Raw genomic sequence first — 23,755 nt, forward strand, 5'->3', positions numbered from 1 at the left:
GAAAAGGCCACTAAGCCCTACCATACAACGATTTCCAGATTTATTTCATAGTCAATCTGTGTAGGTAGTTTGTGACGGTCCGGGTTGTCGCCCACGCCGCAGATGAAGTCGAGCTGGCCGAAACGCACCTGTTTCTCCAGTCGCTTGAGGGGCACAAAGCGCTGATCCCCCTGGATGCGCAGGGCGGGCTCCTGGCGCTCCAGCAGTCGAAACAGCTCGACGCAGAATCCCCCGATGCGGCCATCCGCCATCTGGATGTATTTGGGGGCGGATTCGGGCTGCGCCGCCGTGCGATAGATTTCGGTGGCAGAGACGGCCCGGTGAGCGACTGCCAGCAGACAACCCAGCACCATCACCCGGAATATCATGTCATGCTGGCCCTCAATGCGTGGGGAAATGCGACGTTGCCCGCGGATGTCACGGCGCTAGTGATCAAACATTACGCCATATATCAGGATCTTATCAACCAAGTGCCGTATCGAGGGTCATCATCAAGGCAAACCCGGCCATCAGGCCCAGGGTGGCGTGGGTTTGGTGGCCATTGCGGTGAGTCTCGGGGATCACCTCGTGGGAGACCACGAACAGCATGGCACCGGCGGCCAGTCCGAGGCCGATGGGATAGGCGATGGCCAGCCCGCTGGAGAGGCCGACGCCGAGCAGGGCCCCGAGCGGCTCAAGCAGACCGCTGCCGATGGCAACCAGCACGGCTTTGCCGGGGCGAAAACCGGCGGCGCACATGGCGAGCGCCACCGCCAGCCCTTCCGGTATGTCCTGCAACGCGATGGCGGTGGTGAGCGGCAGACCCACCGACATGTCGCCCTGCGAGAAGCTTACCCCGATGGCCATCCCCTCCGGCAGGTTGTGCAGGGCGATGGCAAACACGAACAGCCAGACCCGGGAGCAACTCTCGTGGCCGGGACCACAGGGGCCGGTCTTGTCATGCTCATGGGGGGTGAATTGGTCGAGCCCCAGCATCAGCAGCACCCCGAGGGTCATGCCTGCCACCACCACGGCAGCGGCGAGAAAGCCGTTGCCGGTGAGCCCCTCTGCCGCCTCGAGCCCCGGCAGCAGCAGGGAGAAGGCGCTGGCCGCCAGCATCATGCCGGCGGCAAAGCCCAGCATGCTGTCCTCCACCCGCTGGGGGACCGAGCGCAGAAAGAGGGCTGGCAAGGCGCCGAGCGCGGTGGCGGCAAAGCCGGCCAGGCCGCCGAGCAGGCCGTAGCGAACGCCGGGGCTGATGTCGCCGGCGGCCAGCATCACCAGGCTCTGCAGCAGCAACAGCACGACGGCCGCCAGTGCAACGAGCAGGCCGATGGCGATCACCGGGCGTGCCCGCAGTTGCTCGCGCAGCTGGGCAGACCAGGAGGAAAGGGGCAGGGCCGACGCGTTATCCATGAAGATCACCTCTCTTGCTTGATGGCGGGGACGGCGGGGCGCCATCCGGGGACTCTTGCATTACAGCGAGCCGGGCCTGACTTGTCCATGCCGGCGCATCGATAGCATTCATCGGCTAACTATTTGAAATGATTTGGTCGCCTTGAATAGTTTGTGATGAAGATCGGGTTGTACGGAAAAACAACTTGCTTTGTTACGGCGAAAGCTGGTGAAGGAGTAGGCAGGTTTGTGGTAAAGTGCCGCCCTCGCGAAACCCACCCTTCCCTTGGTCTTTCGCAACGTCCCATCTCCCGCCAGGAAAGCCCGGGTTACCAGTTCATACGGATGTGATCGCCACTGTGCACCTGCTTGTCAGCAGTCGAGGATCACCAGCCACCATGTTTTACAAAAATCTGTCTATCGGCAAAAAGATTGCCGTGGTCTTTGCGGTCATTGCGGCCGTCAACGTGATATTCGGTATTTTTCTCTCCAGCGAGCTGCGTGGCGTGCGCGATCGCGTGCTGAATTTTACCGATTCCACCCTGCCGAGCGTACTCTCGGTCGAGAACCTGCTCTACGACGTATCCTACGTGCGCCGTGCCCAGTTTGCCCTGCTGATGGTGGATGACGCCAGCGATCTGCAGGCGCGCCGCGGCCGGATCCAGGCTAGCGTCCAGAAAGTCGAGCAGGCCTTTCGTGCCTATGAGGCCACGGTCGGTGCCGACCATGAGCGCCAGGTGTTCAACCGCGCCAAACAGGAGTGGCAACGCTATCTGAACTCGGTCAATCTGGTGGATCAACTGCTGGTGCAGGGTCAGCTGGCCCAGGCCAAGGATCAGCTGTTCCAGTCCAACCCCATTTATGGCGAGCTGGAGCAGGCGGTCAACGGTCTGGTGGAAGTGAACCTCGGCTTTGTGAAAGAGAACCGTGGCAGCCTACTTGGCAGCGTCAACATGGTGACCAGTTTTGCCATGGTGAGCATCGGCAGCCTGCTGCTGTTCATGGTGGCCATGACCTGGTTCCTGACCCGCCAGATCTGCGTGCCGTTGCAGGCCGTGGTGGCGCAGGCCAACGCCATCGCCGCCGGCGATCTGACCCATCAGCTGGACCGCCAGCACATCGGTCGCGACGAGCTGGGCATGCTGGCCAAGGCTTCCCTCAAGATGCAGGACAACCTGCGTGGCCTGATTGAAGAGGTAGTCGCGGCTGTGACTCAGCTGGGTGCCGCCATTGAAGAGGTGAGCGCCGTCTCCGAGCAGTCGGCACAGGGGATCCAGAGCCAGCAGCAGGAGATCTCGCTGGTCGCCACCGCCATGGCCCAGATGAAGGCCACCGTGGCCGATGTGGCAGGCAACACCGAGACCGCGTCCGAGTCGGCCAGCTCCGCCAATGCCTTGGCACGCCGTGGCAATCAGGATGTGCAGAGCTCGCTGATGTCCATTACCCGGGTTGCCGAGGAGATTGAACAGGCGGGCACCCTGGTCACCGAGCTGGAGCGTGAATCCGCCCAGATCAACGTGGTAGTTGACGTGATCCGCGGCATCGCCGACCAGACCAACCTGCTGGCACTCAATGCCGCCATCGAGGCTGCCCGCGCTGGCGAGCAGGGGCGCGGCTTCGCGGTGGTGGCAGATGAGGTACGCACCCTGGCGGGCCGCACCCAGGCTTCCACCGGTGAGATCGTTGCCATCATCGAAACCCTGCAGGCACGTGCCAACCAGGCCAAAGAAGTGACCGGCCAGAGCTGCGAGATGATCCGCCAGTGCGTGGAGCAGAGCGAGCAGACCAGCAATGGCATCCAGCAGATTGAAGAAGCGGTGGCCCAGATCGCCGACATGGCCATTCAGATCGCCAGCGCCTGTGGCGAGCAGGATGCGGTCTCCGATGAGCTGGGTCGCAACGTGGAGCGGATCAACGAATCCTCCAACGAGGTCGCCGTTGGGGCCGATCATACCGCCCGTGCCTGCCTGGAGCTGAGCCAGCTGGCCGCCGGTCTGCGTCAGACCATCGGTCGTTTCCGCCTGGCGTAATGCTGCTGCGCGCCAGGGAGGGCGACACAACCGCTGCCTGCATTGGCAGGCACCCAAACAACCCGGCTCTGGCCGGGTTGTTTGTTATTGGTCGGCGGCCACTTTCTAGGTCATGTGGTTTGCAATGAAGGGATAACAACACGGGTTCGGTGAACGGCGCGGCAACCTCGCGACGGTAGAAGCCGGCGTGCCGGGTCGGCCTGAGAGCTGCTTGGGGGCTAGGCCGGGTGGTGGTGCCGTGCTGGTTCGAAGGAGTGTTGCATCCTCTGGTCGCACTGACGAGATATCTACAAAGGCCGCCTTGGCTGGGCAACGGATGCAGTCCCACCGATGAGATAGGTAGGGCAATGACGTGTGGGGATATGACGCAGACTGGCATGTTCCCCTTGCTGACGGCCATAAAAAAACCCGGCCTTGGCCGGGTTTGTGGTACGTGCGCTGCGCGAGGCTGGCTTATTTGGCCAGGGACTCCGGCAGGTTCTCACGGATCTTGCCGAGCATCTCTTTCAGAACACGCGGGTTGGCAACCACGATATTGCCGGAGTTTTCGTAGTTGTGACCACCGACGAAGTCGGTGACGATGGCGCCGGCCTCTTTGGCCAGCAGCTCACCGGCTGCGGTATCCCAGGGCTTCAAGCCGATTTCCCAGAAGCCGTCGACGCGACCGGCGGCCACGTAGGCCAGATCCAGCGCGGCAGAGCCGGCACGACGGATGTCGGCACACTCGATGAACATGCTCTGGAACATCTTCAGGTACGGCTCGATGTGGTGCTTCTGCTTGAACGGGAAACCGGTGGCCAGGATGGTGCCGGCCAGCTCTTTGGCCTTGCCGACACGGATGCGATAACCGTTCAGCTGGGCACCACTACCACGAGTAGCAGTAAACAGCTCGTCACGGATCGGATCGTAAACAACGGCTTGTTCAGTCTTGCCCTTCACGCGCAGGGCGATGGAGACGGCAAAATGCGGAATGCCTTTGACCAGGTTGGTCGTGCCATCCAGTGGGTCAATGATCCATTGGTAGTCCGGATTGGTACCGGTAATCTCACCAGACTCTTCAGCCACGATGCTGTGTTCCGGGTAAGATTTCTTGATGGTGTGAATGATGGCCGCTTCGGCTTCACGGTCAACGTTGGTCACGAAGTCATTGCTGCCTTTCTGGATAACCTCGATGTTCTCGGGTTGAGAAAAGGCTTTTACTACTACTTGACCGGCGTTGCGCGCAGCGCGCACGGCGATATTCAGCATCGGATGCATAGGTTCACCACTGGATGTTAAAGAACGGGGAATAAAAGGACGCGGTATCATACCAGTCTTCGCGAGAATGGCAACCGTTATACGCCATCCCCCCAGCCTTGGCGACTGCCAGATCTGACGGCTCCAATATAGGCTCCTTTTGGTCTAGTCTTATGGGCAGCAGCCGAATAACAGGCTGCATTGAGCATAGGGACGTGGATCATGAATTTGTCATTAGTCAGTCAAAAACCGTCGGCAATCACTACCCAGGGGCTGCTGGTTGCCTTGCGCGCATCGACCGGATATGGCGACTACTTCAACGAGGTGAGCATTGCCCAGCCTTGCCAATGGCAGCCAGGCAAGGAAGAAGCGGCGATCTTGCTGCTCGATGGCGACGCGGCTTGGCCGGAATTTGCCTGGCAGCGCAACAGCGATACATTCGGCTTGCCGGTGTTGCCGCTGCTGATGCGCAAAGGCGATGCCACCCTCACCATTCAGGGGCCGGACGTGCGGGACCCGCGCTTCTACTTCGTCTCAAACGGTATCGTGCTGGAAGAGTCGGAGCTTGCCGATCCCGCCTGCAGCCGGGTGCTGCTGAGCAAACTGGAGTCCTACTTCCCGCTCTTGTCCCGCCTGATCCTGCTGCGCCAGCGCCAACCCATGGGGCTGTGCAACTAGTCGCGTTCCTCCCTGCGTCCGGGCTGTTCAAGCGGCACAATATTTGTCATAACTGACCAGTATTGTGCCGCTTTGCCATGCAGGCATCGGAGCAAATGCCGGTGCGGCATCCGCTCTGTGTCCGTTGTCGTCTCGCATGAGCGAGGCTGTGGCCGTCTCTGCACCAATGTGTGAATCACAAGGAGTTCATGATGATCGACTTTTATACCGCCGCTACGCCCAACGGCTTCAAGGTGGCGATTGCCCTCGAAGAGCTGGGCTTGCCCTATCGGGTGATCCCGCTCGATCTGTCGGCGCTGGATCAGAAGAAGCCCGAGTTTCTGGCCATCAACCCCAACGGTCGTATCCCGGCCATCGTCGATCGGGATAATGGTGATTTCGCCGTGTTCGAGTCCGGCGCCATCCTCCTCTATCTGGCGGAGAAGGCGGGCAAGCTGCTGCCGGCAGATCCCAAGCGTCGCTCCCAGGCCATCCAGTGGCTGATGTTCCAGATGGGCGGGGTCGGTCCCATGATGGGGCAGGCCAACGTCTTCTATCGCTACTTCCCGGAGAAGATCCCGGCCGCCATCGAGCGCTATCAGAAGGAGGGACGTCGTCTGTTCGAGGTGCTCGACAGCCACCTGGCTCATCACGAATATCTGGCCGACGAGTACAGCATCGCCGACATCGCCACCTGGCCCTGGGTGCGCATTTATGACTGGAGTGGCATCTCCATCGAGGGGTTGCCACACCTGCAAGCCTGGATGGACCGGATGGCAGAGAAGCCCGCCTGCCAGAAGGGGATCACCATACCGCCGCGCAACGGGAAGCCGGAGGATCTGGTCAAACAGGCCCAGCAGATGGTAACGCGTTGATTTTTATTGCTGACGGGGCTAAAAACCCCGTCACATTAGAAAAACTAGGGAAAGCTGATTATAAAGATTCGTTCGTTTTTCGTGATCTGAATCACTAAGATCACCGCAAGCCTAGGGAGTGTCCTGCTCCCGGCCGGTGCGGGTTCTCCGCCTTGTATTTTCACCTTTGATTGACTCTGTGTTTTTGGATCCCCTCTGCAGGTTTCTGCCAGGGGTGCGGCAGCTTTTTGATGATTTTCGGGACTGAGATATGTATCGGCACAGTTTTTATCCGCTGTTTTTTCTGACCATTCTGATGGTTGCTGTGGGCCAGATGACCCAGACCCTGTATGTGCCCTCCATTCCCATGATGGCGGGGGACTTCAACGTGGCCTCCGGCCAGTTGCAGGCGGTGATGGCCTGTTACCTGATCCCGTACGGGCTCTCCCAGTTTGTTTACGGCCCGCTGTCGGATCGTATCGGTCGTCGCCCCATCCTGCTGATCGGCATGATGGTGTTTCTGGTGGGCACCCTGACCATTCAGTTGATCCCAAGCTTCATGGCGCTGCTGGTGGGCAGCTTCATTCAGGGGCTGGGCACCGGGGCGGGCGGCGCCATGAGCCGGACCGTGATGCGCGATCGCTACAGTGGCGCCGAGCTCAACCGGGCCAACAGCCTGGTGAGCATGGGGGTGATCTTCTCCCCGCTGCTGGCGCCGGTGCTGGGTGGTTGGTTGACCGAGCTGTTCAACTGGCGTGCCGGGTACTGGTTCCTGTTCGGCTTCGGTGCGGTGACGACCCTGGCGCTGCTGGCCTGGTTTGCTGAAACGCTGCCGGCGACCGCGCGCCAACAGCCGCTGCGAGTCGGTGCCGCCTATCGCCATGTGCTCGGCAATCCGCGCTTTCAGGGCAACCTGCTCTGTCTGATGGCGACCTTTGCCGGTCTGGCGGTGTTCGAGGCGGCGGCTGGCGTGCTGCTCGGCGATGTGCTCAAGTTGAGTGCCCGCACTGTCAGCGTGCTGTTCGTGCTGCCGCTGCCCGGTTATCTGTTTGGTGCCTGGCTCTCCGCCAAGCTCAGTTTTCGCCTGAGTCAGGGCAAGCTGATGCGTCTGGGTATCGTCTTCCTGGCGTTGGGGTCGCTGATCATCCTGCTGCCGGGTCTGTTCGGGGTAGTGAGTGCGGCCTCCCTGGTTGGCGGCGCCGCCGTCTACTTCATCGGCAGCGGCATTCTCTATCCGACCGCTACCTCCTGCGCCATCGAACCCTTCCCGGGTCAGGCGGGCACCGCCGGTGCCATCCTCGGCGGCATGCAGAACCTGGGGGCCGGTATCGTGACGCTGCTGGCAGCCTGCTTCCCGATGGAAGGGCAGGTGACCCTGGGGGCAATCATGACGCTGATGGTGCTGATCGTGGCGCTGAGCTTTCTCTGGCTGCGCCACCACGGCTCACCCCATCAACAGATGGCTATCTGAGCCGAGCACATAGAAAAGACCCGCCCAAGACGGCGGGTTTTTTATGGGCCACTTCTGGTGTGACTGGTGCTGCGGGGAGTGTCAAAGGGCTGCGGCGGCAGGGGAGAGCGGATGGCACAGGAGATAAAGAAAAAGCCCGTCACGCTGGTGACGGGCTTTTTGCTGTTGGTACCCCGGAGATGCCGTTGCCGGTTTGGGCCCTTGAACCGTCGGTTCAAGGCGGGGATCGGATCTGACCGCAGGCTTCTCGGTCGTGCCGAGCATGCGCAATAGCCAGAAGGCAGATCCCCTGTTTGGTATGAATATCGGCTCGGGGACTTGAACCGGCTGACAAACACCCCAGGGAATTTTAAAACGGTGGACGATTAGGGCTGCAGGCCTTCGTCGCTGGATTCGCCATATTGTCCGTGCTCGATCAAGGCCGCTTCGATGGTGCGTTGCAGCATCTTGATCCGCTTGTCCATGGTCTCAGAGTATTGGTGATTTTTCTCTTTTTCAAGGCAGAGCTCATGGCAAAAATTGAGCGCTGCCATCACCGCCAGCTGTTCGTTGCTGGAGACCTTGGAGCGTTGACGCAGCTCGATGAGTTTATCAGTCAGCTGGTCGGCGGCCTGGCGCAGGGCATCCTGCTGTCCCAGGGGACAGGATACCTTGTAGGGACGTCCCAAAATGACGATTTCTACGGCCTCTGTGCTCATGCCTTCCTCAATACGGCGGAGCTGATTTCCGCCTTTATCCACGTGGACAACTGGGCGGGACTATATAGCGCAGATGCAGAAGTTTCAAGGCCTTGCTGGCTCTGGAAGGGGGAGAATGCTAGGATCCTGACCATTAATTCTGCATATTTGCCTGAACTTTGAGCGGATCTTCGATGAGCAAAACGAACCCCCTGAAATACGCGGCCGTGGCCGACCTGATGGAGCAGCATGAGCTGATGGCGACGGCTGTAGAGGCCCATGGCGTGATCTGCGGTCTGGTGTGCGGTGGTGTGGCACTGGACGACAAGAGCTGGCTGCCCCATTTCAATGATCTGGTCAACGACGGTTTCGGTCTGCCGGCCCCGGTACGCCAGGTGATGACCGATCTCTATCACCAGGTGATCGAGAGCCTGATGGCCCAGAAAGGGGTCGAGCTGCTGCTGCCAAGCGACGAAGCGCCGCTCGACGAGCGCATCGACTCGCTGGTGGATTGGTCCCAGGCCTTCTTGGCCGGTTTCGGCGTGGTGCAGCAGGAGCTCTCCAAGGCTTCCGAAGAGCTGCAGGAGATGATCCAGGACATCGCCAGCATCACCCAGGTCTCCGCCGAGTTCGATCAGGAAGATGAAGAGAACGAAGCCTCCTTCCTGGTGCTCTACGAGCACGTGCGCCTCGGGGTGATGATGAGCTTCGAGGAGTTCGGCAAGCGGCCGGATGCCCCGAGCACACCGCCGACCCTGCACTGAGTCGGTCGAACTTGATAAAGAGCGCCAGGTGGCGCTCTTTTTACATCTGTATGTTGCCTGCGCCGGCCCGTCGTGATGAGGCAAGTGACGACAGAGACTGCGCTTTTTTGCCCGTGGCTTCGCATCCCGACCCCACGCTTTGTGTTAGCATGACCCCACGTTTTCAGTCTTTCCCCTCATCTCATGTCTCAATCTGATCTGAACCACGTCGATGTGGCCATCGTCGGTGGTGGAATGAGCGGCGCCGTGCTGGCGCTCTCCCTCGCGGCCCTGCCAGGGCCCAAGCCCCTGCAGATCCTGTTGCTGGAGGCGAGCGCCCCCGAGCTCAATGCGCATCCCGGCTTCGATGCCCGCGCCATCGCGCTCTCCGCCGGCACCTGCGAAGCGCTGGCCCGGCACGGGCTCTGGTCCCGTTTTGCTCCCCATTGCAGCCCCATCAGCCAGATTCATGTGTCGGATCGGGGCCACTTCGGCCAGGCCGGCTTGACGGCGGCGGAGTATGGCCAGCCAGCCCTCGGCCAGGTGATCGAGCTGTCGGCGGCGGGCATTGCGCTGCAGCAGGCGATTGCCGCCTGCCCGCAGATCCGCATGCTGTGTCCGGCCCAGCTCGAGCGCGTGGAGCCATTGACGGAAGGGGTGAACCTGACCCTGGCCGGTGGCGAGCGTTATCAGACCCGCCTGCTAGTGGCGGCCGATGGCGGCAACTCCTTCGTGCGCCAGCAGTGCAAGCTGGCGGTGAGCCGCCACGACTACGGTCAGAGCGCCATCATCGCCACCGTCAAGACGGCCGAAGACCCGGCCGGGCGGGCTTTCGAGCGTTTCACCCAGGGGGGGCCGCTGGCCCTGCTGCCGATGCAGGGCGGGCTCTCCTCCCTGGTCTGGAGCGTGGCGCGGGATGAAGCGCCAGCCTTGATGGCGCTCGATGACGCCGCGTTTCTGGCCCGTCTGCAGCAGGCTTTCGGCTGGCGCCTCGGCCGCTTCCTGCAAACCGGCCAGCGCCACGTCTATCCGCTGGTGCTGACGGTGGCCGACTACCCGCTGGCCCAGCGCACCGTACTGGTGGGCAACGCCGCCCATCTGCTGCACCCCATCGCCGGTCAGGGCTTCAACCTCGGCATGCGCGATCTGGATCTGCTCACTAGGGCGGTGGGCCGGGCGCTGACGGCGGGGGAGGATATCGGCAGCTTTGAGGTGCTCAGCGGCTACTGGCAGCAGCGCAAGGGGGATCAGGCCCAGACGGTCTGGCTCACCTCTTCGCTGGCCCAGCTCTTCTCCAATGATCATGACCCGCTGGTGGCGGGCCGCAACCTGGCGCTCTCCCTGATGGGGCGGCTGAGCTGTCTCAAGGCGCCGCTGGCCTCCCGCACTCTGGGCTTTGTCGCCGATGTGTGCCGCCCCTGAGGCAAGGTGACGTCATGGGTATTGAACGGGTGTGTCTTCGGGCGTGCCCTCGCTGATCCCGGCGATCAGCCCTGAAAGGATATAGAACGATGCAGATGCAAAACGTGGATGTGGTGATTGTGGGGGGCGGCATGGTGGGCCTGGGGCTCGCCGCCGCACTCAAGGGAAGTGCGCTCAAGGTCGCCGTGGTCGAGGGCCAGTTGCCAGCTTCCGAGCTGGACGAGGCGCCGGACAACCGGGTCAGCGCCCTGAGTCTCGCCAGCCAGCGTATCCTGCAACAGGTGGGCGCCTGGCGCGGGATCGAGGCCCGTCGCCTGCAGCCCTACGGGCAGATGGAGGTGTGGGAGCAGGACAGCTTTGGCCGGATCGCCTTTGATGCCGCCAGCCTGCGCCAGCCCGAGCTCGGCCACATCGTCGAGAACCGGGTCATCCAGCTGGCTCTGCTGGAGGCGACTCTCGATGGCGACAATATCCAGCTGCTGAGCCCGGCCCGGGCGAGCAGCCTGCAAAGCGGTGAGGCGGGATCCCTGCTGCTGCTGGAAGATGGCCGCGCGCTGTCGGCCAAGCTGGTGGTGGCGGCCGATGGCGCCCACTCCTGGGTGCGCCGGCAGGCCGACATCCCGCTCACCAGCTGGGATTACGGCCACCACGCGCTGGTGGCGACGGTGCGTTGTGCCGAGCCCCACGAGGCGGTGGCGCGTCAGATCTTCACCCCCGAGGGGCCGCTCGCCTTCCTGCCCCTGTGGCAACCGGATCTCTGCTCGATCGTCTGGTCGGTGCCAGCGACCCGGGCCGAGGCGCTCTGTCAGTGCGATGAAGAGCAGTTCAACCGCCAGCTCACCACCGCGTTCGACGGCCGGCTGGGGCTGTGCAAGGTGGCAGGGGCGCGCAGCGCCATCCCGCTCACCGCCCGCTATGCCCGCGACTTTGCCCGCGAGCGGCTGGTGCTGGTGGGGGATGCCGCTCACACCATCCACCCGCTGGCGGGGCAGGGGGTCAACCTGGGGCTGCTGGATGCCGCCGCCCTGGCCGAGCAGATCCTGCGCAATCAGGCGGCGGGCAAGGACATCGGCCGGCTCACCAACCTGCGCGGCTATGAGCGCTGGCGCAAGAGCGAGGCGGCCAGCATGCTGGCGGCGATGGAGGGGCTCAAGCGGCTGTTCGCCGGCAGCAACCCGCTCAAGAAGCTGGTGCGTGGGGCCGGGCTGTGCGCCTTCGATCTGCTGACGCCGCTCAAGCAAAGCGTGATCCGGGCCGCCATGGGGCTGGAAGGCGAGCTGCCCGCCCTGGCCAAGGGTGAAAAAATCTAATAGTACCCGGCTGTTTTCACAACAAAACTAATGTGATGAGGCTGATGACCCGGTTTGGGCATCAGCCTTTAATCTGGGCGGTCAGGGAAACGTTTTTCTACAAATTGTGACGAAACGGTAAAAATCGAAATTTAATATCGCCATTACCGGGTTTGGTCTGTTTTTATCACTGTTTTTACCTTAGTGTCTGGGGTCTGTTTACTGGCGGTGGATTAGTTTTTTTTGAGCGGCATGCGCGTCCGCTTGGCTTATAATCCGCTGCGTTCAAGGAATCACTCTTGCCCTGCGGGGCCGGAACGAGCACAGACTCAGGCACGTCGCTTGCTGCCACCCAGGTAGATAGCCGGATGGTGGCTGCCGGGCGAGCGATGCGTGAGTGTTGTCGCGAACGCTTAAGGAAACACAGCGATGATCCAGACTACAGTACTGCATCCCAAGCACCTGGAAGCCGGCGCCAAGATGGTGGACTTCCACGGTTGGGAAATGCCCATCAACTACGGCTCACAGCTGGAAGAGCACCATCAGGTGCGCACCGATGCCGGCATGTTCGACGTCTCCCACATGACCATCGTCGATTTGACCGGCGAGCGGGTCAAAGCCTTCCTGCAACACCTGCTGGCCAACGACGTGGCCAAGCTCACCGTCTTCGGCAAGGCCCTCTACAGCGGCATGCTGACCCCGGAAGGCGGTGTCATCGATGACCTCATCACCTATTACCTTGGCGAGACCTTCTACCGTCTGGTGGTCAATTCCGCCACCCGCGAGAAGGATCTGGCCTGGATCCGCCACCACGCCCAGGACTTCGGGGTGACCGTGACCGAGCGTCCCGAGCTCGCCATGATCGCGGTACAGGGCCCCAACGCCAAGGCCAAGGCGGCCAAGGTGTTCAGCGCCGAGCAGAATGCCGCAGTGGAAGGCATGAAGCCCTTCTTCGGCGTGCAGGCCGGCGAGCTCTTCATCGCCACCACCGGCTACACCGGTGAAGATGGCTACGAGATCGTGGTGCCGCAAGAGCAGGCGTGCGATCTGTGGCAGGCGCTGCTGGACAACGGCGTGGCCCCCTGCGGCCTGGGTGCCCGCGACACCCTGCGCCTCGAGGCCGGCATGAACCTCTACGGCCAGGACATGGACGAAACCGTCTCTCCCCTTGCCGCCAACATGGCCTGGACCATTGCCTGGGAACCGAGCGATCGCCAGTTCATCGGCCGCGCCGTGCTGGAAGCCCAGAAAGCCGCCGGCAGCCAGCCCAAGCTGGTGGGGTTGGTGATGGAAGAGAAGGGCGTGCTGCGCAGCGGCATGCCGGTCACCTTCACCACCGCCGCTGGAGAAGAGCGGGAAGGTGTGATCACCTCCGGCTCTTTCTCGCCCACCCTGGGGTACAGTATTGCCCTGGCGCGGGTGCCCCGTGATATTGGCAAACAGGCCTCGGTGGAGATCCGCAAGAAGCTGGTCACCGTCAAAGTGACCAAGCCGGCTTTCGTGCGCAACGGCCAGAAGCTGGTGTAACGACCCATTGCGGCGAAGGGGCTGCCCTTCGCCAGACCCCCTTGCCCCGGCACCGCCTGTCGAACGCGCCGGGACAAGTGATCCAAGTGAATAAAGGAAGCACAAATGAGCCATATCCCGAGCGAACTGAAATATGCCACCTCCCACGAGTGGATCCGTGTCGAAGCCAACGGCGAGGCCGTGGTCGGTATCACCGAGCACGCCCAGGAGCTGCTGGGTGACATGGTGTTCGTCGATCTGCCGGAAGTGGGCAAGCAGGTTGGTGCCGGTGATGACTGCGCCGTGGCCGAGTCGGTCAAGGCCGCCTCTGACATCTACAGCCCGGTGAGCGGCGAGATCCTGGCCGTCAACGAAGAGCTGGAAGGCAGCCCCGAGCTGGTCAACTCCGACCCTTACGGTGCCGGCTGGCTGTTCCGCATCAAGCTGGACGACGCGGGCGAGCTCGCCAACCTGCTGGATGCCGAAGGCTACCAGAACGTGGTGGACGAAGAGTAATGCCCCCGGGCCCTGCCAATGCGCAGGGCCCGCTTGTATAGGTGCCCGTCGGCCTGGAGGCCGGCCGGCGAGGGTGAAGTCGTCCGCACCGGTTTGCCCGCGGCAACCCGGTCAGCCGCAAGACGACCCCCTGTCGCTATGAGCGACATCCGGTGCCGGCAGGGGCCACCCTGCCAGCCGAACATGAGTGAAGCCGGCCGAGGCTGGCTGTCAGGCACTTAGTTATCAGGACTTTTTATCAGGAATAGGGAAATGACCCAGTCACTGTTTGAACTCGAGCAAAAAACCGATTTCATCCGCCGTCACATCGGGCCGGGTGAGGAAGATCTGCGCGCCCTGCTGGCCGTGGTGGGCGCCGAGAGCCTGGATGATCTGATTGAGCAGACCGTCCCCGCCGCCATTCGCCGGCCGGGCCCGCTCGGCATCGGCGCCTCCATGACCGAGGTGGAAGCGCTGGCCAAGCTCAAGGGCTATGCCGCCCAGAACAAGGTCGCCAAAAGCTACATCGGCATGGGCTATCACGATACCCATGTACCTCACGTCATCCTGCGCAACGTGCTGGAAAACCCGGGCTGGTATACCGCCTACACCCCGTACCAGCCCGAGCTGGCGCAGGGCCGTCTCGAAGCCCTGCTCAACTTCCAGCAGCTGACCCTGGACTTGACCGGCATGGATCTGGCCAGTGCCTCCCTGCTGGATGAAGCGACCGCCGCCGCCGAGGCGATGGCGCTGGCCAAGCGGATGGCCAAGTCCAAGTCCAACCTCTTCTTCGTGGCCGATGACGTGCACCCGCAGGTGAGCGACGTGGTCAAGGAGCGGGCGGTTCACTTCGGTTTTGACGTGGCCGTCGGCCCGGCCGCACAGGCCTGCGCCGAAGAGGTGTTCGGTGCCCTGTTTCAGTACCCCACCACCACGGGTGAAGTGAAAGATCTGCGGGCCCTGATTGCCGCCGTACAGGCCCAGAAAGGGCTGGCCTGCGTCAGCGCCGACCTGCTCTCCTTGCTGCTGCTCAAATCCCCGGGCGAGCTGGGGGCCGACGTGGTGTTGGGCTCGGCCCAGCGCTTTGGCGTGCCCATGGGTTACGGTGGCCCGCACGCCGCCTTCTTCGCCACCCGCGACGCCTACAAGCGCTCCATGCCGGGCCGCATCATCGGTGTCTCCAAGGATGCCCGCGGCAAGGCCGCGCTGCGCATGGCGATGCAGACCCGCGAGCAGCACATCCGCCGCGAGAAGGCCAACTCTAACATCTGTACTGCTCAGGTGCTGCTGGCCAACATGGCGAGCTTCTACGCCGTCTACCACGGCCCGGTGGGGCTGAAAACCATCGCCTCTCGCGTGCACCGTCTGACCACCATTCTGGCGCTCGGCCTCAAGGCCAAGGGTGTGGCCCTCAAGCATGCCAGCTGGTTTGATACTCTCACAGTGCAGACTGCTGATAAGGCCACGTTGATTGCCAAGGCCGAGGGGCTGGGCATCAACCTGCGTGCGGATCTGGACGGCGCCGTGGGTGTCTCCCTCTCCGAGACCACCACCCGTGGCGATGTGGTCGAGCTGTTCGAACTGTTCCTGGGGGCAGGTCACGGCCTGGACATCGAGGCCCTCGACCAGGCGGCGCAGGCCCATCACGCCATCCCGCAGGATCTGCTGCGCACCGACGCCGTGCTGACCCACGAGGTGTTCAACAAGTACCACTCCGAGACCGAGATGCTGCGCTACATCCACCGTCTCGAAGCCAAAGATCTGGCCCTCAACTACGCCATGATCTCCTTGGGCTCCTGCACCATGAAGCTCAACGCCACCGCCGAGATGATCCCGGTGACCTGGCCCGAGTTCGGCAAGCTGCACCCGTTCGCCCCGCTGGCCCAGGCCAAGGGTTATCAACTGCTGCTGGCCGACCTCGAAAACTGGCTGGTGAAGGTGACCGGTTACGATGCGGTCTGCATGCAGCCCAACTCCGGTGCCCAGGGCGAATACGCGGGTCTGCTCGCCATCAAGAAGTACCACGAGTCTCGCGGCGAGGGGCATCGCGACATCTGCCTCATTCCGGCGTCCGCGCACGGTACCAACCCGGCTTCCGCCCAGATGGCGGGCCTGCGGGTCATCGTCACCGCCTGTGACAAGTCGGGCAACGTGGATCTGGACGATCTGCGCGCCAAGGCCGCCGAGGCGGGTGATCAGCTCTCCTGTCTGATGGTGACCTACCCCTCCACCCACGGGGTGTACGAGGAGACCATCAAGGAGGTGTGCGACATCGTTCACCAGCACGGTGGTCAGGTCTATCTGGACGGCGCCAACATGAACGCCCAGGTGGGCCTCACTGCGCCGGGCTTTATCGGGGCGGACGTCTCCCACCTCAACCTGCACAAGACCTTCGCCATTCCTCATGGCGGTGGCGGCCCGGGCATGGGCCCCATCGGCGTGAAGAAACACCTGGCGCCGTTCGTGGCCGGTCACGCCGTGGTCAAGACCGACAAGGAGAGCCGCAACAACGGCGCCGTGTCGGCGGCGCCGTTCGGCTCGGCCAGCATCCTGCCCATCAGCTGGATGTACATCGCCATGCTGGGGGACGAGGGGCTGAAGAAATCCACTCAGGTGGCCATCCTCAACGCCAACTACCTGGCCAAGAAGCTGGGTGAATCCTTCCCCGTGCTCTACTCCGGGCGCAACGGTCGGGTGGCTCACGAGTGCATCCTGGATATCCGCCCGCTCAAAGAAGCCTCTGGCATCAGCGAGATGGACGTGGCCAAGCGGCTGATGGACTACGGTTTCCACGCGCCGACCATGAGCTTCCCGGTAGCGGGCACCCTGATGGTCGAGCCGACCGAGTCGGAATCCAAGCGCGAGCTGGATCGCTTTGTCGAGGCCATGACCGCCATTCGCGCCGAGATTGCCAAGGTGCAGGACGGGCAGTGGAGTCTTACCGACAACCCGCTGGTCCATGCCCCGCATACCCAGGATGACGTGATGGATGCAGAGTGGTCCCGTGGCTACAGCCGCGCCGAGGCGGTGTTCCCGTCGGAGGCCGTGCGCGCCGCCAAGCTGTGGCCGTCGGTCAACCGCATCGACGACGTCTACGGCGATCGCAACTTGTTCTGCTCCTGCATCCCGACCGAGGATTACGCCAAGTAAGAGCAGAGTTGATCACGACCATTTAAGTTGGATACCGTGACATTGAAGTTGGAAACCGACCATTTAAGTTGGAAACTAAAAGGCCCTGCAATAGCAGGGCCTTTTTTATGCTTGGTTTGATAAAACGTAATTAAATTACAAATTAAGAATTTATTAGACCGTCGTTAGTAGATCAGTAGCATTCATATATCAAGGGCGCGGTATACTTTATACAAAAGTTTGCGTTATTACTCAAATTTCCCTATCGGGCTAAGCACCGGCATGGTGCCAAAGGATAATCTGGGTACCGAAGGAGGGCCAACGATAGGCACATGAAGGGGTAAAGCAACTCACCAACACATAATGGTAACAACATCAGCCATTCACAACACTAAGTATGCGATGTTCCGTCGTGGGCATTGCACCTAAACATTGAGCTAACGCAAGCATAGCTTAGATAATCTAAAAAATCCTAACTTGAAAATTCACTTCGATACCTCATTTTTGGTATAGTTGAAGAGTTCTTTGTTTTCCTCATATGTATTTCCTGAGTGTAATCATGATCGTAATTATCGACCCTTTTTTCAGTAAAGATGCCATATTGCGAACTTGTTACGGGTTTGCAGGTAATTTTAATTTCGAAATTCAAATGAAAAGTGGAATGTATTTCATTACTGTTGCGGCATTGGATACCACTCCGATAGCCAGCGACTTTGAGGCTGAATTTAAAAATGCGCTGATTGACCACGAGTTGCGGGTAGTGATTGAGGAAAAAACGAAGGTAGTGAAAGAGGCGTTGGTGTGTGCTGCGCTGCGTGAAGCATGGAGCGAACCGGTTGATGCGAAATAAATTTAAGAATAAAGCCTATTTTGCTGACAAAGATAAAGACTATACACTGTTTCCTTTTAACTTTGAACGCTTGAGTCAAGATGAAGTACTCATCGTCAATGCAGTTGGTGAATTTTCATTTATTCAGGATCGAGAATTGCAAGAATTGGTGGCTGGCGAACTGCCAACTGACACTGAGTTATATCAAGAGTTAAAACGAAAGAGTTTCTTGGCAGGTTCTGAGGATTCGTATGCACTGCGCTGTTTATCAGCCAAATACAGGCAGCGCAAATCTTTCCTCAGTGGCGGGCCGGGACTGCATATCTTTGTGATCACATTGCGTTGTGGAAATTCTTGCGAGTATTGTCAGGCGAGCCGCAAATCAGTGACATCGTCACAGCACGACATGTCACAAGAGACGGCCAGAAATGCGGTAGATCGGGTGTTCGAATCACCCAACCAGCGCATCACCATTGAGTTTCAGGGAGGTGAGCCTTTGCTCGCCTTCGATTTAATTAAATTTATCGTGGACTACGCTCACGAAAAAAACAGTGTGCATGGCAAGAGCCTCGTGTTTGTCATTGCCACTAGCCTGCAATACATTACCGATGAGATGCTGGATTTTATCAAGCTCCACAGTATTCAGATCTCAACGTCGCTGGATGGCCCAGAAGCGCTACACAACAAAAATCGGCCATCCTCATGTGGTAATAGCTATCAAAGTACCCTTGCGGGTATTCGAAAGGTGAGAGAGGCCATTGGCGATGAGGCCATCGCCGCCATGACCACCATCACCAAAGACAGTCTACCTTTTCACCAGGAGATCGTAGATGAGTATGTGAAGCATGGCTTCCATTCGATATTCTTGCGGCCGCTCAACATGTATGGCTTTGCCGTCAAAAGGGAAAGCAAGGTCAGCTATACCTCTGCCGAGTATTTCGCGTTTTATCAAAAGAGCCTGCAATACATCATCGATATCAATAAAGCAGGCTACTACCTAGATGAAGTCACGGCGTCCTTGGCACTGAACAACATGCTGACCGGACGTGCGGTGGGCTATGTGGATCTGCGCTCGCCCTGTGGCGATGGCACCGGGGTGCTGGTCTATCACTACAACAGCTATGTATACCCGTCCGATGAAGCCCGAATGCTCTATGACATGGGCGATAACAAATTCTGTTTGGGCTCAGTAGAGGCGCCCTATGTGGAGCTGATTTCGTCGGATGTGATGGGTGAGATATTGATGAGCGGGGTGGCCGAATCCCTTCCGGCTTGCGCCTATTGCGCCTATTTACCCTACTGTGGTGCCAACCCCATCCAGAACTATTCCCGTACTGGCGACTTGGGTGGACACAGGGCTAAGAATGACTTCTGCAATAAGCAGAAACCGTTGTATCGCCACTTGTTCAGCCTCCTTGAAGAGAACAAGGATGTATTCACTTCATGGGTCACAAGGGGTAAGTGAGCGATGAGCTTCAAACTGAAATTAAGAGCGGTCATTCATTATCCCTCTACAACTCGCCGCCCGTTGCGGGTAACGACAGTTGATAGCTACATCGCCACAGGAAGATCACCGGACGAGTTATGCCTGATCTACCCCGACGGGCAATATAGAGGCGAAGCCCTGCTTTCCATCAAGTGGGGGGCTATTGTCATTTATGACCATGCAACCCCGCTTTTTGACGGTCAAATCATTCACGTCACCGAGGAAGGTGAGCGCCTTGACGATGGCGACATCATTGTGACGTTAACGGATGCCGTGTATATCGCCTACAAGCAGCGCAGTGACTCCAACTCACTGTTCTTGACAGAGCGGTGCGATAACTTCTGCATCATGTGCTCGCAGCCGCCGAAAAATGTGGATGACGCGTGGCGGGTGAATGATGCACTGGACATCATTGATTTGTTGGACGATGAGCCGCGCACTTTGGGGATCAGCGGCGGTGAACCGACGACGTTAGGGGCGGATTTTTTGAAAATTCTGACCCATTGCCACCAGAAATTGCCGCAAACCCAGCTTCATATTTTGACCAATGGAAAAAACCTGAGTAATAGGGAGCTGATCGATGAGATTCAGCAGATTGGGCATGAGCGGGTGCTATGGGGTGTCCCATTGTATGGGGCAATGGCCCGCGATCACGATTACCATGTGCAGTCTCGCGGGGCATTCAATCAGACCATCAACGGCCTCTATCACCTAAAAACGATTGAACAGTCCATCGAACTGCGGATCGTCTTGACGAAAGATGTACTCAGAAATATCGAAGCGCTGTGTGAGTTTATTGTCAGAAATTTATCGTTTGTCTCTTTTGTTGCCCTTATGGGGATCGAATTTACGGGCTTTGCCAAGCAAAATTACGCTACGGTGTACTCTCCCATTGCTGAGCATTTGCCCGCGTTAAGCTCTGCCATGAATACCCTGAAAATGAATAATGTGCAGTACTGCCTTTACAATATTCCGCATTGTCACTTGCCGCTGAGTTTGCGCGATTTTGCCGCGCAAAGTATTTCCGACTGGAAAAATGGATTCCCGCAAGGTTGTGACGATTGTGCTTCGAAGGCAGTCTGCTGTGGCTTCTTTGCGTCGAACCTTGATCACAAGTCGGGTGTTTTAACTAAATCATTATGTAGTGTTGATGATGACTCTTATATTGGAGTAATAAATTTGTTATGAAAAAACTAATGTCCACGTTGCAGCGTTGGGGTGTACTGGGTCTGGGTGTGCTAAGTGGGCATGGGGTCACGGCTAGCGAAGCGCATCTCTCCGATGACGCCTTCAATCAGTTGAACTTAGACAACTTGCCCAACATGGAAGCCTCGTTGAACATGGATGTGAACAACCTCTATGCAGGCCACCGTTCACATCGCTCGCACAGTTCACATCGCTCGCACTCCAGTCATCGTTCTCACTACTCAGGCTACGGCACCTCGACCTATTCGGCCCCTGTCGCTGTGCCTTCGCGAGCATATGGCAGCAGTGTAAACAGCCTTAACCAAAGCTTGCAGGCCCCTCTCGAAGTCACTTCACCAGCCAGACGGCTGACAGCCAATGATAGCGCCATGATGGATCTGGTCATGCGGGTGCAATTAGCACTGTTCACCAAAGGCTATGATGTAGGTATTATCGATGGCAAGATTGGCCCGAAAACCCGCGCCCAGATAAAACGCTATCAGAGTGATAACAGGTTAAGTAGTACGGGAACACTGACGACCTCCTTACTCACAAGTTTGGGTATTCAAATTCAGTGAGTCATCCGGGCATTCTTAACTTAATTTAAAAAGGATTACAGATGAAAAAAATAACAATCACTCTAGCTTTCTTTGCTGCAATAATGTCTTCTAATATTTATGCATGGGAAGGTGTTGACAATGATTCTGGGAGTGACATTGAGATTGAAAGCGGTAATTTAGTAAGAGCTGGGGAGGAAATTGAATATTATGACCATGATTATGGAGAGTATCGTTCAGCGGATGTTGAGAGCGTAGAGTCTAGTGGTAGTGGTGCAGAGGTAGAAGTATATGATCATGAATCAGGTGAATATCGGACATTTGAAATGGAATGACTTCGCAGTTTCACTTGGGTAATACCTCTAATCGGTTGAGCACCGTGCCCTGACCAGCTAAGGAGGGTGCGAATAAGTGTCCTCTACAATAAAATTGAAATTTTTAGTCCTTAAAATTCAACTTGTTATAAAGGCATGGCATTGTGTTTGGTGGCTTATTCGCATCATCCCCCTGTGGGGGCGCTGTTCCCCCCATGGCCGGATCACGCTTAACCCACACCTCGTCAAAGCGTCTCGCGAGTGTATCGATTACGTCATCCTGCACGAGCTCTGCTACATTGCCGAGCACAACCACAGCGAGTCGTTTCGGCTGATGAGCCAAGTGATGCCAGGCTGGGAAAAGACAAAAGAGCGATTGGATGGGATGGCGGCTCGATTGTTGGCGTGAGTTATCTGATCGTCAGTCACTCCCACAGCCCGGCAGGTTACCCTTGCCGGGCTGTTTCTTTGGTACTGATGCCTTCTACTGATCCTCAAAGGATCCCTCTCATGGCCGAAAAGGCCATTTTTTCTGTGCAGAACAATCGATAGCCTCAGAATCATGCTCTATATCAGTTGTCCTCTTATATCTAAATTGGAATAAAAAACTTGTACTTATTATTTATAAAAATAAATATGCACTGTTGTGTGTATTTATGCGCATATAGGTAAGTTTTTGTTTTTAAAGGGGAAATATAAAAATTCAATACGTGTGGAGTTTTCACCACAGCAGCATCATCAGTTAATATTTATAAAAATAAATAAGATAAAACAACATCTTACGTTCATTCTTGTTGTTGACGATCCCCTGCCTGCTGACTAGGTTGTATGCAAGTCAGATAGGAGCGGTCATGAAACAAAAGATGGTTAAGCAGCCAATTATCACAGATGCGGAAATCGCCAAAACGGAGCGATACAACCGAGACATCCAGGCTTGGGGGTATCGGCCCTGGGTCACAGTGCGACAGTCCCATACCCATGGGCAGGGTCAGATTGTGTATAGTCACAAGACCAAACGTGAGCATCATCTGCTCAGCCGTGGTGAGCGACGCCCATTTTTTTACTTCGAACATGACCCAACGGTTATCGATATTCTGGAGCAGTACCCGCTGCCCCTGCATAAAACTCTAGAAATTGCTGCCTCTCTGAACATTGTCCATCCAGGTAATTACAAAGAGAGGGGCAATCATGGTGGTCGTATTCCAGCCAAAACCATGACTCAGGATTTTTTAGTGTTGAGGCAATCCGATAGTGGCAACGCGCGATTGACAGCGTACAGCTATAAATATTCCGATGCTCTGGATCCTGCCATCACCAATCCTCGAGTCGTTAATCGAACACGAGCAAAAGAGAAAATTGCCCTTGAATATTGGCGTGCTGAAAATATCGATTTTGTGATGGTAACTGAGAAAGATTTTGATGCTACATTTATCTACAATGTAGAGTTCTTGCGGGAGTGTTTTGATTCAAAAAATCTTCTCCAAGTTTCAGCAGATCTTTATGATCATGTAGTTTTAAAATTTAAAAATCACATGATTATGGCACCCTTATCCACACTTAGGATGTTAGCCTTGCTGGTCGCTCAAGAGATGAACATTGATGAGAGGCATGCTGTTTGCTTATTCCAACATGCAGTATATACCGGTCGTATTGATATGGATTTGACACAGCGTATTGAGTTATACCACCCTCTTCCCGCATTGCGAGGGTCTCATGAGAATTAACCAAAAAATTGTATCTAACACAAAAAATAAATCCGAGTTGCTTATTGTTGATATCTGTCTGGATAACAGGTTAATAGCTGTATCAGATTTGTTGACTGACTCACCTAAGCGCCCATTTTTTATTTCTTTGGAACATGTCGAGTCTGATATAAATTCTGCTAGGGTTTCTATTGCAGATCATGATTTTCCAGAGATATTCTATCAACCAGATTCAGCTTTTGATCCTAGATGGATTGATAAAAGAGATCAATGTCTTGCTACTATCAAACCACTGATAGTAGATCCAGATCTTAAACATCGTTATCTATATGGTGAATCAAACGGCATATTGAAACAACTCATAATTCAGTCAGGTCGTAGTAAAAAATATGTAAGCAGTTGTTTGAATCGCTATTTCAAATGTGGAGGGATGAAAAATTCACTATTGCCACGATATTACGAGTGTGGTTTGAATCATCAACTACCAACTAAAACTATTAAGTTGGACGATGGGAAAATCTGTCTGGCCTCAAAAAGAGGACGTGAAACTAATTACGGCAATCCTTATCGAGGTATTACCCAGCAGGACATTAAAAACATTGATTTATTCTCAAAGTCGATTCGCTCTGGAGAGGAAGTCGTTCTCTCTAAATTATATTTAGACTATTGTATGACCTATGCATCTGTCGAATTGAGTCCAAAAAGTGTTGGAGATGGTGAAGTTGCGTATTCCGGCGAAGTTGAACAGCCATTCCGGCCAACGTGAACACCCTGATCCTTAACGCGCTCACGTCACCC

Annotated in this window: 21 protein-coding genes, 1 other RNA gene and 1 pseudogene; 18 read left to right on the forward strand and 5 right to left on the reverse strand. The window is 57.4% G+C overall.

The window, feature by feature from the left end:
• Positions 1–74: 74 nt before the first annotated feature.
• Both PG899_RS21990 and PG899_RS21995 read right to left on the reverse strand, forming a co-directional pair.
• A pseudogene (locus tag PG899_RS21990) lies at positions 75–368 on the reverse strand (hypothetical protein); the annotation flags it as partial.
• Positions 369–462: 94 nt separating this feature from the next.
• Positions 463–1,395 (reverse strand): ZIP family metal transporter, encoded by a 933-nt coding sequence (locus PG899_RS21995; protein WP_024946105.1) that lies wholly within the window; start codon positions 1,393–1,395, stop codon positions 463–465.
• A gap of 377 nt (positions 1,396–1,772) precedes the next feature.
• Between PG899_RS21995 and PG899_RS22000 the strand changes: the two genes are divergently transcribed.
• Positions 1,773–3,404, forward strand: coding sequence for a methyl-accepting chemotaxis protein (locus tag PG899_RS22000; RefSeq protein WP_024946106.1), 1,632 nt, complete (start codon positions 1,773–1,775; stop codon positions 3,402–3,404).
• Between the two features lie 453 nt (positions 3,405–3,857).
• Here PG899_RS22000 and suhB read toward each other — a convergent pair whose 3' ends face one another.
• The gene (gene suhB / locus PG899_RS22005) at positions 3,858–4,661 is read right to left on the reverse strand and encodes an inositol-1-monophosphatase (RefSeq protein ID WP_016350372.1); all 804 of its coding nucleotides are present in this window, start codon (positions 4,659–4,661) and stop codon (positions 3,858–3,860) included.
• 201 nt (positions 4,662–4,862) lie between these two features.
• Between suhB and PG899_RS22010 the strand changes: the two genes are divergently transcribed.
• The 3 genes from PG899_RS22010 to emrD all read left to right on the forward strand — a co-directional run bounded on the left by PG899_RS22010 (position 4,863) and on the right by emrD (position 7,622).
• The gene (locus tag PG899_RS22010) at positions 4,863–5,318 is read left to right on the forward strand and encodes a hypothetical protein (protein ID WP_270697690.1); all 456 of its coding nucleotides are present in this window, start codon (positions 4,863–4,865) and stop codon (positions 5,316–5,318) included.
• A 191-nt stretch (positions 5,319–5,509) separates the two neighbouring features.
• Positions 5,510–6,172, forward strand: a complete 663-nt coding sequence (locus PG899_RS22015) for a glutathione S-transferase family protein (RefSeq protein ID WP_024946107.1) — start codon at positions 5,510–5,512, stop codon at positions 6,170–6,172.
• 250 nt (positions 6,173–6,422) lie between these two features.
• Positions 6,423–7,622: a multidrug efflux MFS transporter EmrD gene (gene emrD / locus PG899_RS22020; protein WP_024946108.1), complete on the forward strand. Its 1,200-nt coding sequence runs from the start codon at positions 6,423–6,425 to the stop codon at positions 7,620–7,622.
• Positions 7,623–7,788: 166 nt separating this feature from the next.
• Here the strand turns inward: emrD and ssrS are convergent.
• Positions 7,789–7,971, reverse strand: a non-coding RNA gene (gene ssrS, locus PG899_RS22025) — 6S RNA.
• 16 nt (positions 7,972–7,987) lie between these two features.
• Positions 7,988–8,320, reverse strand: coding sequence for a cell division protein ZapA (gene zapA / locus PG899_RS22030; protein WP_016350376.1), 333 nt, complete (start codon positions 8,318–8,320; stop codon positions 7,988–7,990).
• A gap of 173 nt (positions 8,321–8,493) precedes the next feature.
• On the opposite strand from zapA, the gene PG899_RS22035 reads away from it, so the two are divergent.
• The 14 genes from PG899_RS22035 to PG899_RS22100 all read left to right on the forward strand — a co-directional run bounded on the left by PG899_RS22035 (position 8,494) and on the right by PG899_RS22100 (position 23,723).
• Entirely contained in the window at positions 8,494–9,063 is a 570-nt protein-coding gene (locus PG899_RS22035; RefSeq protein WP_011705605.1) for a UPF0149 family protein, read from the forward strand.
• A gap of 183 nt (positions 9,064–9,246) precedes the next feature.
• A complete protein-coding gene (gene ubiH, locus PG899_RS22040) occupies positions 9,247–10,464 on the forward strand; it encodes a 2-octaprenyl-6-methoxyphenyl hydroxylase (RefSeq protein WP_024946109.1) in 1,218 nt (405 codons plus the stop codon).
• 89 nt (positions 10,465–10,553) lie between these two features.
• Positions 10,554–11,774, forward strand: a complete 1,221-nt coding sequence (locus PG899_RS22045) for an FAD-dependent 2-octaprenylphenol hydroxylase (RefSeq protein ID WP_024946110.1) — start codon at positions 10,554–10,556, stop codon at positions 11,772–11,774.
• A gap of 408 nt (positions 11,775–12,182) precedes the next feature.
• A complete protein-coding gene (gcvT, locus tag PG899_RS22050; protein WP_024946111.1) occupies positions 12,183–13,280 on the forward strand; it encodes a glycine cleavage system aminomethyltransferase GcvT in 1,098 nt (365 codons plus the stop codon).
• Between the two features lie 105 nt (positions 13,281–13,385).
• Positions 13,386–13,775, forward strand: coding sequence for a glycine cleavage system protein GcvH (gcvH, locus tag PG899_RS22055; protein WP_010634317.1), 390 nt, complete (start codon positions 13,386–13,388; stop codon positions 13,773–13,775).
• A gap of 252 nt (positions 13,776–14,027) precedes the next feature.
• Positions 14,028–16,904 (forward strand): aminomethyl-transferring glycine dehydrogenase, encoded by a 2,877-nt coding sequence (gene gcvP / locus PG899_RS22060; protein ID WP_024946112.1) that lies wholly within the window; start codon positions 14,028–14,030, stop codon positions 16,902–16,904.
• 538 nt (positions 16,905–17,442) lie between these two features.
• Positions 17,443–17,733 carry a His-Xaa-Ser system protein HxsD gene (gene hxsD / locus PG899_RS22065; protein ID WP_157868080.1) on the forward strand — a complete coding sequence of 97 codons (291 nt, stop codon included), beginning with the start codon at positions 17,443–17,445 and terminating at the stop codon, positions 17,731–17,733.
• Positions 17,723–19,177 (forward strand): His-Xaa-Ser system radical SAM maturase HxsB, encoded by a 1,455-nt coding sequence (gene hxsB / locus PG899_RS22070; RefSeq protein WP_011899284.1) that lies wholly within the window; start codon positions 17,723–17,725, stop codon positions 19,175–19,177. The genes hxsD and hxsB overlap by 11 nt, the downstream gene beginning before the upstream one ends.
• A 3-nt stretch (positions 19,178–19,180) precedes the next feature.
• Positions 19,181–20,386, forward strand: a complete 1,206-nt coding sequence (gene hxsC / locus PG899_RS22075; protein WP_011899283.1) for a His-Xaa-Ser system radical SAM maturase HxsC — start codon at positions 19,181–19,183, stop codon at positions 20,384–20,386.
• Between the two features lie 8 nt (positions 20,387–20,394).
• Positions 20,395–20,961, forward strand: coding sequence for a His-Xaa-Ser repeat protein HxsA (gene hxsA, locus PG899_RS22080; protein WP_158513278.1), 567 nt, complete (start codon positions 20,395–20,397; stop codon positions 20,959–20,961).
• Positions 20,962–21,002: 41 nt separating this feature from the next.
• Positions 21,003–21,275 carry a DUF5334 family protein gene (locus PG899_RS22085; RefSeq protein WP_042657574.1) on the forward strand — a complete coding sequence of 91 codons (273 nt, stop codon included), beginning with the start codon at positions 21,003–21,005 and terminating at the stop codon, positions 21,273–21,275.
• Between the two features lie 76 nt (positions 21,276–21,351).
• Positions 21,352–21,663: a M48 metallopeptidase family protein gene (locus PG899_RS22090; RefSeq protein ID WP_011899280.1), complete on the forward strand. Its 312-nt coding sequence runs from the start codon at positions 21,352–21,354 to the stop codon at positions 21,661–21,663.
• Positions 21,664–22,105: 442 nt separating this feature from the next.
• A complete protein-coding gene (locus PG899_RS22095) occupies positions 22,106–22,978 on the forward strand; it encodes a TnsA endonuclease N-terminal domain-containing protein (RefSeq protein WP_011899279.1) in 873 nt (290 codons plus the stop codon).
• Positions 22,968–23,723 (forward strand): hypothetical protein, encoded by a 756-nt coding sequence (locus PG899_RS22100; RefSeq protein ID WP_270697694.1) that lies wholly within the window; start codon positions 22,968–22,970, stop codon positions 23,721–23,723. Before PG899_RS22095 ends, PG899_RS22100 begins: the two co-directional genes overlap by 11 nt.
• Positions 23,724–23,755: the final 32 nt, after the last annotated feature.

It is taken from the genome of Aeromonas sp. QDB39, assembly GCF_027707585.1.
GTDB lineage: Bacteria > Pseudomonadota > Gammaproteobacteria > Enterobacterales > Aeromonadaceae > Aeromonas > Aeromonas hydrophila.

Excerpts from the sequence above, each read along its gene's own strand:
- PG899_RS21995 (WP_024946105.1), bottom strand. The coding sequence starts at position 1,395 with ATGGATAACGCGTCGGCCCTGCCCCTTTCCTCCTGGTCTGCCCAGCTG.
- PG899_RS22000 (WP_024946106.1), top strand. The coding sequence starts at position 1,773 with ATGTTTTACAAAAATCTGTCTATCGGCAAAAAGATTGCCGTGGTCTTT.
- suhB (WP_016350372.1), bottom strand. The coding sequence starts at position 4,661 with ATGCATCCGATGCTGAATATCGCCGTGCGCGCTGCGCGCAACGCCGGT.
- PG899_RS22010 (WP_270697690.1), top strand. The coding sequence starts at position 4,863 with ATGAATTTGTCATTAGTCAGTCAAAAACCGTCGGCAATCACTACCCAG.
- PG899_RS22015 (WP_024946107.1), top strand. The coding sequence starts at position 5,510 with ATGATCGACTTTTATACCGCCGCTACGCCCAACGGCTTCAAGGTGGCG.
- emrD (WP_024946108.1), top strand. The coding sequence starts at position 6,423 with ATGTATCGGCACAGTTTTTATCCGCTGTTTTTTCTGACCATTCTGATG.
- zapA (WP_016350376.1), bottom strand. The coding sequence starts at position 8,320 with ATGAGCACAGAGGCCGTAGAAATCGTCATTTTGGGACGTCCCTACAAG.
- PG899_RS22035 (WP_011705605.1), top strand. The coding sequence starts at position 8,494 with ATGAGCAAAACGAACCCCCTGAAATACGCGGCCGTGGCCGACCTGATG.
- ubiH (WP_024946109.1), top strand. The coding sequence starts at position 9,247 with ATGTCTCAATCTGATCTGAACCACGTCGATGTGGCCATCGTCGGTGGT.
- PG899_RS22045 (WP_024946110.1), top strand. The coding sequence starts at position 10,554 with ATGCAGATGCAAAACGTGGATGTGGTGATTGTGGGGGGCGGCATGGTG.
- gcvT (WP_024946111.1), top strand. The coding sequence starts at position 12,183 with ATGATCCAGACTACAGTACTGCATCCCAAGCACCTGGAAGCCGGCGCC.
- gcvH (WP_010634317.1), top strand. The coding sequence starts at position 13,386 with ATGAGCCATATCCCGAGCGAACTGAAATATGCCACCTCCCACGAGTGG.
- gcvP (WP_024946112.1), top strand. The coding sequence starts at position 14,028 with ATGACCCAGTCACTGTTTGAACTCGAGCAAAAAACCGATTTCATCCGC.
- hxsD (WP_157868080.1), top strand. The coding sequence starts at position 17,443 with ATGATCGTAATTATCGACCCTTTTTTCAGTAAAGATGCCATATTGCGA.
- hxsB (WP_011899284.1), top strand. The coding sequence starts at position 17,723 with ATGCGAAATAAATTTAAGAATAAAGCCTATTTTGCTGACAAAGATAAA.
- hxsC (WP_011899283.1), top strand. The coding sequence starts at position 19,181 with ATGAGCTTCAAACTGAAATTAAGAGCGGTCATTCATTATCCCTCTACA.
- hxsA (WP_158513278.1), top strand. The coding sequence starts at position 20,395 with ATGTCCACGTTGCAGCGTTGGGGTGTACTGGGTCTGGGTGTGCTAAGT.
- PG899_RS22085 (WP_042657574.1), top strand. The coding sequence starts at position 21,003 with ATGAAAAAAATAACAATCACTCTAGCTTTCTTTGCTGCAATAATGTCT.
- PG899_RS22095 (WP_011899279.1), top strand. The coding sequence starts at position 22,106 with ATGAAACAAAAGATGGTTAAGCAGCCAATTATCACAGATGCGGAAATC.
- PG899_RS22100 (WP_270697694.1), top strand. The coding sequence starts at position 22,968 with ATGAGAATTAACCAAAAAATTGTATCTAACACAAAAAATAAATCCGAG.